The organism is Streptomyces sp. NPDC047974 (assembly GCF_040653375.1).
GTDB lineage: Bacteria > Actinomycetota > Actinomycetes > Streptomycetales > Streptomycetaceae > Streptomyces.
In genome coordinates this window covers 14,082-23,460 of sequence record NZ_JBEZNU010000055.1, presented here as the reverse complement: position 1 = coordinate 23,460, position 9,379 = coordinate 14,082, and the positions used below count along the sequence as shown (strand labels likewise).

The 9,379-nt window shown below is 71.8% G+C and carries 6 protein-coding genes and 1 pseudogene; 4 read left to right on the top strand and 3 right to left on the bottom strand.

Annotated features, from left to right (window positions below; all coding sequences use genetic code 11):
- Nucleotides 1-74: 74 nt before the first annotated feature.
- Together pflB and AB0E19_RS36740 are read right to left on the bottom strand one after the other, a co-directional pair.
- The gene (gene pflB, locus AB0E19_RS36745) at nucleotides 75-2,354 is read right to left on the bottom strand and encodes a formate C-acetyltransferase (RefSeq protein ID WP_362188956.1); all 2,280 of its coding nucleotides are present in this window, start codon (nucleotides 2,352-2,354) and stop codon (nucleotides 75-77) included.
- 167 nt (nucleotides 2,355-2,521) lie between these two features.
- Nucleotides 2,522-3,943: an MFS transporter gene (locus tag AB0E19_RS36740; RefSeq protein ID WP_362188953.1), complete on the bottom strand. Its 1,422-nt coding sequence runs from the start codon at nucleotides 3,941-3,943 to the stop codon at nucleotides 2,522-2,524.
- A gap of 256 nt (nucleotides 3,944-4,199) precedes the next feature.
- Here AB0E19_RS36740 and AB0E19_RS36735 point away from each other — a divergent pair, with 256 nt between their 5' ends.
- The 3 genes from AB0E19_RS36735 (at nucleotide 4,200) to AB0E19_RS36725 (ending at nucleotide 7,386) form a co-directional block, all read left to right on the top strand.
- The gene (locus AB0E19_RS36735; protein ID WP_362188950.1) at nucleotides 4,200-5,378 is read left to right on the top strand and encodes a low temperature requirement protein A; all 1,179 of its coding nucleotides are present in this window, start codon (nucleotides 4,200-4,202) and stop codon (nucleotides 5,376-5,378) included.
- Between the two features lie 14 nt (nucleotides 5,379-5,392).
- The gene (locus AB0E19_RS36730; protein ID WP_362188947.1) at nucleotides 5,393-6,448 is read left to right on the top strand and encodes a P1 family peptidase; all 1,056 of its coding nucleotides are present in this window, start codon (nucleotides 5,393-5,395) and stop codon (nucleotides 6,446-6,448) included.
- A gap of 161 nt (nucleotides 6,449-6,609) precedes the next feature.
- Nucleotides 6,610-7,386 carry a DUF6227 family protein gene (locus AB0E19_RS36725; RefSeq protein WP_362188944.1) on the top strand — a complete coding sequence of 259 codons (777 nt, stop codon included), beginning with the start codon at nucleotides 6,610-6,612 and terminating at the stop codon, nucleotides 7,384-7,386.
- 35 nt (nucleotides 7,387-7,421) lie between these two features.
- Here the strand turns inward: AB0E19_RS36725 and AB0E19_RS36720 are convergent, their stop codons facing one another.
- Nucleotides 7,422-8,483, bottom strand: a complete 1,062-nt coding sequence (locus AB0E19_RS36720) for a glycosyltransferase (RefSeq protein WP_362188941.1) — start codon at nucleotides 8,481-8,483, stop codon at nucleotides 7,422-7,424.
- 340 nt (nucleotides 8,484-8,823) lie between these two features.
- On the opposite strand from AB0E19_RS36720, the pseudogene AB0E19_RS36715 reads away from it, so the two are divergent.
- A pseudogene (locus AB0E19_RS36715) lies at nucleotides 8,824-9,379 on the top strand (hypothetical protein); the annotation flags it as partial.

Genomic DNA, 9,379 nt, shown 5'->3' with positions numbered 1-9,379 from the left:
CGCTTCTTCACCAACGCGCCCGCCGGACTCACCGAGGCCCTCTCCGTCCCTCCGGTGTGTGCGGGGCCCGTCGGTCAGAGGGCGCCGTGGAAGGTCCTGTTCAGGACGTCCAGCTGCTGTTCGCGCGTCAGGCGGACGAAGTTGACCGCGTAGCCGGAGACGCGGATGGTGAGCTGGGGGTGGTTCTCCGGGTGCTCCATGGCGTCCATGAGGACGTCGCGGTCGAGGACGTTGACGTTCATGTGGAAGCCGTCGCTCGCCATGTAGCCGTCGAGGACGCCGGCGAGGTTCCTGACGCGCTCCTCGGGGGTGCGGCCCAGGCCGTCGGGGGTGACGGTGTTGGTGAGCGAGATGCCGTCCTCGGCGTCCTCGTACGGCAGCTTGGCGACCGAGAGGGCGGAGGCGACGTAGCCGTGGGTGTCGCGGCCGTTCATCGGGTTGGCGCCCGGGGAGAACGGTTCGCCGGCGCGGCGGCCGTCGGGGGTGTTGCCGGTCTTCTTGCCGTAGACGACGTTCGAGGTGATGGTCAGGACGGACTGGGTGTGCTCGGCGTTCCGGTAGGTGGGGTGCTTGCGCACCTTCCGCATGAACTCCTCGACCAGCCGGACGGCGATCTCGTCGGCGCGCTCGTCGTTGTTGCCGTAGGCCGGGTAGTCGCCGTCGATCAGGTAGTCGGTGGCGAGGCCGGTCCCGTCGCGTACGGGGGTGACCTTCGCGTACCTGATGGCGGCCAGCGAGTCGACGGCGACGGAGAGGCCGGCGATGCCGCAGGCCATGGTGCGGCGGACGTCCCGGTCGTGGAGGGCCATCTCGATGCGCTCGTACGCGTACTTGTCGTGCATGTAGTGGATGACGTTGAGCGCGTGGACGTAGACGTTCGCGAGCCACTCCATCTGCTCGTCGAACCTGTCCATGACCTCGTCGTAGTCGAGGACCTCGGAGGTGAGGGCGCCGGTGGCGGGGCCGACCTGGGCGCCGGACTTCTCGTCGCGGCCGCCGTTGATCGCGTACAGGAGGGTCTTGGCGAGGTTCACGCGGGCGCCGAAGAACTGCATCTGCCTGCCGACGGGCATCGCGGAGACGCAGCAGGCGATGGCGGTGTCGTCGCCGAAGCGGGGCCGCATCAGTTCGTCGGACTCGTACTGCACGGACGAGGTGTCGATGGAGACCTTCGCGCAGAACTCCTTGAAGCCCTGCGGCAGTCGCGGCGACCAGAAGACGGTCATGTTCGGCTCGGGGGCCGGGCCGAGGTTGTAGAGGGTCTGGAGGTAGCGGAAGGACGTCCTGGTGACGAGCGGGCGGCCGTCCTCGCCGATGCCTCCGATCGACTCGGTGACCCAGGTCGGGTCGCCGGAGAACAGCTCGTCGTACTCGGGGGTGCGCAGGAAGCGGACGATGCGGAGCTTGATGATGAAGTCGTCGACGAGTTCCTGGGCCTGTTCCTCGGTGAGGAGGCCGGCCTCGATGTCGCGCTGGAGGTAGACGTCGACGAAGGTGGAGGTGCGGCCGAGGGACATCGCGGCGCCGTTCTGCTCCTTCACGGCGGCGAGGTAGGCGAAGTACAGCCACTGGATCGCCTCGCGGCCGGTGGCGGCGGGGCCGGAGACGTCGTGGCCGTACGAGGCGGCCATGGCCTTCAGTTCGCCGAGGGCGCGCAGCTGCTCGGACAGTTCCTCGCGGAGCCGGATGGTCTCCTCCAGGGAGCGGTCGCCGGCCGGGAGGACGTCGAGTTCGGCCTTCTCCTCCTTCTTGGCCTCGATGAGGCGGTCGACGCCGTAGAGGGCGACGCGGCGGTAGTCGCCGATGATGCGGCCGCGGCCGTAGGCGTCGGGGAGGCCGGTGACGATGCCGGCCTTGCGGGCGGCGCGGATCTCCGGGGTGTAGGCGTCGAAGACGCCGGCGTTGTGGGTCTTGCGGTACTGGGTGAAGACCTTCTCCAGCTCCGGGGAGACGGGGTAGCCGTAGGTCTCCAGGGCGCTCGCGACCATCCGCCAGCCGCCGTAGGGCATGATCGCCCGCTTCAGCGGGGCGTCGGTCTGGAGGCCGACGATCAGGTCCTTGTCGCGGTCGATGTAGCCGGGGGCGTGGGCGGTGATGGTGGAGGGGATGTCGTACGCGACGTCGTGGACGCCCTTGGCGCGTTCCTCGGGGAACCTGTCCGTGATCGCCCGCCACACGGCGGTGGTCCGCTCGGTGGGGCCGGCGAGGAAGGCGTCGTCGCCCTCGTACGGGGTGTAGTTCTGCTGGATGAAGTCGCGGACGTCGATGGCGTCGCGCCAGAGTCCGCCCTTGAAGCCCTTCCAGGCGCCGTCGTTCACCGTTGCTTCAGCAGGGGTCGCAGTCACTGCCCGCACCGCCTTCTCGATCGCTCGAACCAGCTTTTTCGCTTGCCTCCATTGCACCCCTTTTGATCGATCATTCCGGGCGGCAATGGTCACCTCTCGATGGACCGAGGTCCCGCTCCGGGCCTGCGGAAAGGCCCCGCCGTGGCGGGGCCTTTCCGCAGGGGGTCGCGGTCGGGTCAGCTGGGTGCCTCGGCGCCCTTGCGGGCGTAGAACCACCAGGTCACGACCATGCAGCTGACGTAGAAGGCGACGAAGCCCCACATCGCGCTGGTGACGGCGACCGAGCCGAAGAGCGCCGGGATGAAGAAGAATCCGTAGGCGGCTATCGCGGAGGTGAAGCCGGTGACGGCGCCCGATTCCATTTCGGCCTGCTTGAGGGCCCTGGCGTGTTCGGGGGTGCCTTCGGTGAGGCCCTTCAGGTGGGTGCCGCGGAAGATGACCGGGATCTGGCGGAAGGTGGAGCCGTTGCCGATTCCGGAGAAGAAGAACGCGGCGAGGAAGCAGAGGAAGAAGCCGTGGAAGTTGCCGGCGTCGCCACCCGAGGGCAGGAAGTCGATGACGCCGACGATCGAGAGGGCCATGCCCGCGAAGGAGAGGATGGTGACCCGGGCGCCGCCCCACTTGTCGGCGATCCAGCCGCCGGCCCAGCGGGCGAGCGCGCCGACGGCGGGGCCCATCCACGCGTAGGTGGCGACGGAGTAGTCCGGGAAGGTGGTCTTGATCAGCATCGGCAGCGCGGCGGCGAAGCCGATGAAGGAGCCGAAGGTGCCGACGTACAGCCAGGTCATCAGCCAGTTGTGCTTGCGCTTGAAGATGATCTTCTGCTGCTTGAACGGGGTGGAGGCGACCTTCAGGTCGTTCTGTCCGAACCAGGCGACGGCGGCCAGGACGAGGACGACGGGGACCCAGACGAAGGCGGCGTTCTGGAGGTACACAGGGGTGCCGTCGGCCTTGTGCTGGGCGGAGCCGATGGCGATCGTCGACCAGGTGATGACGATCGGGGTGAGCAGCTGCACGACGGAGACGCCGAGGTTGCCGAGCCCGCCGTTGATGCCGGTCGCGCTGCCCTTCCTGGCCTTCGGGAAGAAGAAGCCGATGTTGGCGAGGGAGGAGGCGAAGTTCGCGCCGCCGATGCCGCAGAGGGCGGCGATGACGACCATGACCGTGTACGGGGTCGTCGGGTCCTGGATGGCGATGCCCAGCCAGATCAGCGGTACGACGAGGACGACCGTCGACAGGGCGGTGAACCGCCGCTGGCCGATCATCGGGCCGAGGAAGGTGTAGAGGATCCGGGCCGTGCCGCCGGTCAGTCCGGGGATGGCCGTCAGCCAGAAGAGCTGCGAGGTCGAGAAGGTGAAGCCGACGTCCGCGAGGTTGGTCGCGGTGACCGACCAGACCTGCCAGACGACGAAGGCGACGAGGAGCGCCGGGACCGCGATCCACAGATTGCGGTTCGCGACCTTCCTGCCGATCGACTTCCAGAAGAGCTCGTTCTCCGGCTCCCAGTCGGTGATGGCCCGGCCGGGGCGGTACTGAGCCGTGTCGTACGAGGCGGGTGACCCGCCCGTGGTTCTGCTGCCCTGGACTACGGAACTCATGGCGCTTCCCTGACTTCCCTGACGTTTGCGAGCCCTTTCGAGGCCTCTTCCTTGCCTTTCCAGGCTGCTCCTGGGAACAGGGGGTGATCAGTGCCGATGGTCGCGAGCGGGGCGGGCCTAGGTCGGCTCCTCGGGCGGCCTTAGGTCCCGGGGGGGAGGGGCGGCCTGTCGGGGGTGCCGCCCGACAGGCCGTACCGTTCCGCGTGGCTGGGGCGGCGGGGGGCGCGGCCCTGCCGTGCTGTGCTGTGCTGGGGCGATGACACAACCTTTCCTGCCGCTCACCGCACGCTCCCGTGAGGAGGCGCACCGGACCGCGACGCCTCTGGAGCTCTTCTTCGACCTGTGCTTCGTGGTCGCCGTCGCCCAGGCGGGCGCGTCGCTCGTGCACGCGGTCGCCGAGGGCCACTCGGGCGAGGGCGTCGTGAGTTACGCGATGGTCTTCTTCGCCATCTGGTGGGCGTGGATGAACTTCTCGTGGTTCGCCTCGGCCTATGACAACGACGACGTCCTGTACCGGGTCGTGACGCTCGTGCAGATCGCGGGTGTGCTGATCCTGGCCGCGGGTGTCTCCCGTGCCTTCGAGGACCATGACTTCCTCGTCGTGTACCTGGGGTATCTGGTGATGCGGGTGGCGCTCGCGTCGCAGTGGCTGCGGGCCGCGCACCACGCCTCGTCGGCGGAGGAGCGGACGATGTGCCGGCGGTACGCGGGCGGGGTGCTGGCCGTGCAGATCGGCTGGCTGGCGCTGCTGTTCGTGCCGGAGGGGGCGCAGCCGTGGGTGTTCCTGGTGATGGCGCTGGCGGAGCTGGCGGTGCCGGTGTACGCGGAGAAGGACGCGCCGAGCACCTGGCATCCGCATCACATCGCGGAGCGGTACGGCCTGTTCACGATCATCGTGCTCGGCGAGTCGGTGGCGGCGGCGACGGTGGCGGTGAAGTCGGGGGTGGTGGAGAACGACGCGCTGAACGAGTTGCTGCCGATCGCGGCGGGCGGGCTGCTGATCGTGTTCGCCGCGTGGTGGGTGTATTTCGTGGTCCCGGCGCACGACCGGCTGACGGACAGTAGGCAGGGGTTCCTGTGGGGGTACGGCCACTATGTGATCTTCATGTCGGCGGCGGCGATCGGCGCGGGGATCGAGATCGCGGTCGAGCAGGCCGTCGGGAAGGCGCACATCAGCACGCTGGCGGCTTCGGCGTCGGTGACGATCCCGTCGGCGGTCTTCCTGTTGTCGGTGTGGCTGTTGCACGCCCGGTACTTCAAGGTGGGTCTGGCGCAGCAGGCGGTGCTGCCGGGGGCGTCGCTGGCGATCCTGCTGTGTTCGTTCGCGGGCCGGTGGGCGGTGTTCGCGGCGGGGCTCGTGGCGGCGGCTGCGGTGGCGGTGGGTGTGGCGCTCACCGCGCGCAACCCGGTCGCCAGGACGGCCGGCCCCTCCTGAGGTAGGAAGGGGACATGACAGCCGACGCGCCCTCGTCCGACGGAATCACCGATGTGCCCGGTGTGCGGGTGGGGCACGCGCGCGTGGCCGGGGCGCGGGCGCTGTCGGGGACGACGGTGGTGCTCGCCCCGGAGGGCGGGGCGGTGGCCGCCGTGGACGTACGGGGCGGGGGGCCGGGCACCCGGGAGACGGACGCCCTGGATCCGAGGAACCTGGTGCAGCGGATCGACGCGCTGGTCCTGACCGGGGGCAGCGCGTACGGCCTGGAGGCGGCCGCCGGGGTGATGGCCTGGCTGGAGGAGCACCGGCGGGGGGTGCGCGTGGGGCCGGATCCGGCGCACGTGGTGCCGGTGGTGCCGGCGGCGTGCGTCTTCGACCTGGGCCGCGGCGGTGATTTCGCGGCCCGTCCGGACGCCGCCACGGGGCGGGCGGCGGTGGCGGCCGCGGCGGCTTCGGGGGACCACGCGCGCGTGGGGACGGGCGCGGTGGGCGCCGGGACGGGCGCGGTGGTCGGCGGGGTGCGTGGCGGCGTCGGCACGGCGGGCGTCCGTCTGGGGTCGGGGATCACGGTGGGGGCCCTGGTGGTGGTGAACGCGGTGGGGTCGGCGTTCGACCCGGAGACGGGGGTCCTGTACGGCAGCCTCTTCGAGGGCGGCGGTCTGCCCGTGCCGCCGCCGGAAGCAGTGCGGGAGGCGGCGGCCCTGCGGCTCGCGGAGGCCCGTGCGGCCTCCGCCGCCCCTCCGATGAACACCACGCTCGCGGTGGTGGCCACGGACGCGGCGCTGACGCGGGCGCAGGCGCAGAAGGTGGCGGGGACGGCGCACGACGGGATCGCCCGGGCGATCCGGCCGGTGCATCTGATGAACGACGGGGACACGGTCTTCGCGCTGGCCACGGGCGCGCGGGAGCTGCCCGCCGCGCCGGGGCCGCTTGCCCTGAACGAGATCCTGGCGGCCGGTGCCGACCTGGTGACGCGGGCGATCGTCCGGGCGGTCCTGGCGGCGCCGGGCGGCCGGCGGGGGCCGGGCGGCGACTTCCCTTCGTACGGGGAGCTGTACGGCAGGGGGTAGACGACCGTACTCCCGGTAACCGCACGGGAGTCGAGAGGCTCGCGCCTGCGGGAACTTCCGCCTCGGGCCCCTCGTTTTCCGTAACCCCGACCCCGTTGTCGGACCCAGGGACTACGTTAAGCAAGCACCAAGTGACATGCGGCGACGGCCTGGAGACCCTCTTGAACGATCCGCGGGATCACCTCGATCCGTACGAGACGACCGAGACGCACGTCGAGCGGCTCCTCGGCCGGGCGCTCAACTCCTTCGACCTGCCCGACGCGATGGTGGAGCGCCTGGAGTCGGCGCTCGCCCACTCCACCGCGCTGCACTCCTCGCACCACAGCTCCACCCTGAACCGCACCACCTACCGCCACACCTATCTGCTCGCCGACGGCAGCGCCCTCGTCCTGTGGGAGCTCGCGCACAACGCGGGCCGGGACGGTGCCGAGCAGCACGAGCTGTACGCGGAGGAGGCCGAGGCCCGGCTCGCCGCGTCCCGGCTGCCCTCGGGACCGCTGCCGGAGTGGACGGTGGAGCGGTCCGACGGGCGTCCGCTGGAGGAGGACGACGACCTGGCCGCGCTCGGCGCGCTCCTCGCCCATCCGATACCGGCCCAGCCCCGGATGTACGTGCCGGACAATTCGGCGGACCACGCCCGCCGCGTCCTGCGGCGCGCGGAGAACGGCGACCGGCCCGGCGAGCGGACCGCCCGCCGGCTGCGGATCGCCTTCGCCCACCACATCACCCAGGTCTTCGGCCGCAACTGCCCGGTGGAGGGCGGCCGGGACGCCGGCTTCACCCTCTACGAGCACCAGTTCCTGCTGCTCGACGGCAGCGAGCTGAGCCTCTGGGAGGTCGAGCACACGGCCACCCCGGACGGCCGGCACATGTGCGAGGTGTACGAGTCGGAGGCCGCGGCCCGCGGGGCGATGGAGGCCCGCTCCCGGGTCCGCTGACTCCCCTGACTCCCCGTCGCCTCCGGGGTGCCGGCTCAGACCTGGGCCGGCACCCCGAGGGCGCGGATCGCGAACTCCCGGTTGGCGGTGGTCTGCTCGCGGTAGGGCGCGGGCAGGTCGGGCAGGGCGAGGAGCCGGTCGCAGGCGGCGAGCGCGGCCGCGTGGTCGCCGACCCAGTAGGCGGTGATCGAGTACTCGAAGAGCAGCCCCCAGCGGTACACCCACGGCTGGACGAAGAGCAGGTCGTCGGCGGGCGCGGGCCGGTCGAGGGCGGCGCCGAGCAGGGCGTGCGCGGTGTGGTGCCGACCGGCCACGCGCAGCCGCGAGGCCAGCTCGTACACCGCCTCCAGGCGCTCCGGGCGGGCCTCCCAGGCGCGGACCAGGGCGTCCTGCGCGGCCGGCCAGTCGCCCGCCTCCGCGGCCAGCACCCCGGCCTGGAGCAGCGCGTAGTACACCTCCTCGGCCCAGCCGCCCATGGCCGCGCGCCGCTCGTAGAGCCCGATCGCCTCTCCCGTGCGGCCCATGTCGCGCATGGTCTGGGCGAGGTAGAAGACGGTCCGGGGGTTGCCCGGGTCGCGGACGAGTTCGGCGCCGAGGAGCCGGGCGTCCCGCTCGAACTTGTCGTGCCGTGAGCCGCCGTCGGCGTGGTCCTCGATGACGAGCGCGTCCAGGTTCCGCTGCTCGTGGTCGCGGTCCGCGGTCAGGTATTCGTGGGTGACGCCCTCGTAACGCCACGGCAGGGCCGCTCTGACCAGCCGTTTGATGCGGTACTCGACCTCCCCCGCGTGGCGCAGCATGTACGCGTCGGCGGTCAGCTCCGGCAGCGGCCCGTCCTGGCGGAGCACGTGGTCGGCGTCGAGGAGCAGCAGGTAGTCGGCCCCGCGGGCGCGGGCCCGGGCGATGTTCAGGCTGCGGTTGTGCCCGAAGTCCACCCACGGCTCTTCGACCAGCTCCCCCGGGATGCCGGCGAGGGCCCTTCTCACCAGGTCCTGGGTGCCGTCGGTGGAGCCGGTGTCGGAGACGACCCAGGTGTCCACGAGGTCTCGGACGGAGGCGAGGCACCGCTCGATGACCGAGGACTCGTTCTTGACGATCATGCACAAGCAGAGGGACGGCCGCATGGCAACACCACTTCTCGCGGTTCGGTCGGGGGGCGACGGTAGGCACGGGCCGGTACGGGCACGGCGGCGGCGCGCCGACCGGGGGTTCCGGGTTCCCCGGCGTGTACGCATCCGTTCGGCTGGCGCCGCTACGCCAGTGCGCTGAGAGTGCCCCGGGGGCCGTCAAGGCGGCGCGGCGACGGTCCGATGACCTGATGGGAAGTTCATCCCACTTCGGACTTCGCAGATCCGGATCCGCCGTGGTCCCCCGCGGCGGATTCCCCCACCGGCACTCGCGCCGGCGCCGCTGGGCGCCGGCGGAGGAAGGAGCACCCTCATGCGTCCTGACCCCAGGACCCGGTCCCCGCTCGGCCCGCTGCCCCGGCGTCGTGCCTGGCTCGGCGGCGGCGCGCTCGCCTCGGTCGCGCTCGTCCTCACCGGCTTCGCGCCGACCGCCTCGGCGTGGGGCACCCCGCAGGCCCCGGCCTCGGACACGGCGGTGTCGAACCCGATGACGGGCTGCAAGACCCGGGCCCTGCCGGGCTCCGAGGCGGCCGCCTCCCTGGAGGAGCTGCTGGCGCAGGAGGCCGTTCCGGGTGACCCGGCGACGGTGGCCGGCGGCTGCAAGGGCAAGACCGGCCCGACGGGCCCCACCGGCCCGACCGGTCCGAAGGGCCCGAAGGGCGACAAGGGCAAGACCGGCGCCACGGGCCCGACCGGTCCGACCGGTCCGACCGGCGCCACGGGCGCGACCGGCCCGGCGGGTGCGACCGGAGCCACGGGTCCCGAGGGCCCGGCAGGAGCCACGGGCGCCACAGGTCCGGAGGGCCCGGCGGGAGCCACCGGAGCCACGGGTCCGGAGGGCCCGGCGGGAGCCACCGGAGCCACCGGCC

Coding starts and splice junctions, on each gene's coding strand:
- AB0E19_RS36740 (WP_362188953.1), bottom strand. CDS start 3,943: ATGAGTTCCGTAGTCCAGGGCAGCAGAACCACGGGCGGGTCACCCGCC.
- AB0E19_RS36735 (WP_362188950.1), top strand. CDS start 4,200: ATGACACAACCTTTCCTGCCGCTCACCGCACGCTCCCGTGAGGAGGCG.
- AB0E19_RS36730 (WP_362188947.1), top strand. CDS start 5,393: ATGACAGCCGACGCGCCCTCGTCCGACGGAATCACCGATGTGCCCGGT.
- AB0E19_RS36720 (WP_362188941.1), bottom strand. CDS start 8,483: ATGATCGTCAAGAACGAGTCCTCGGTCATCGAGCGGTGCCTCGCCTCC.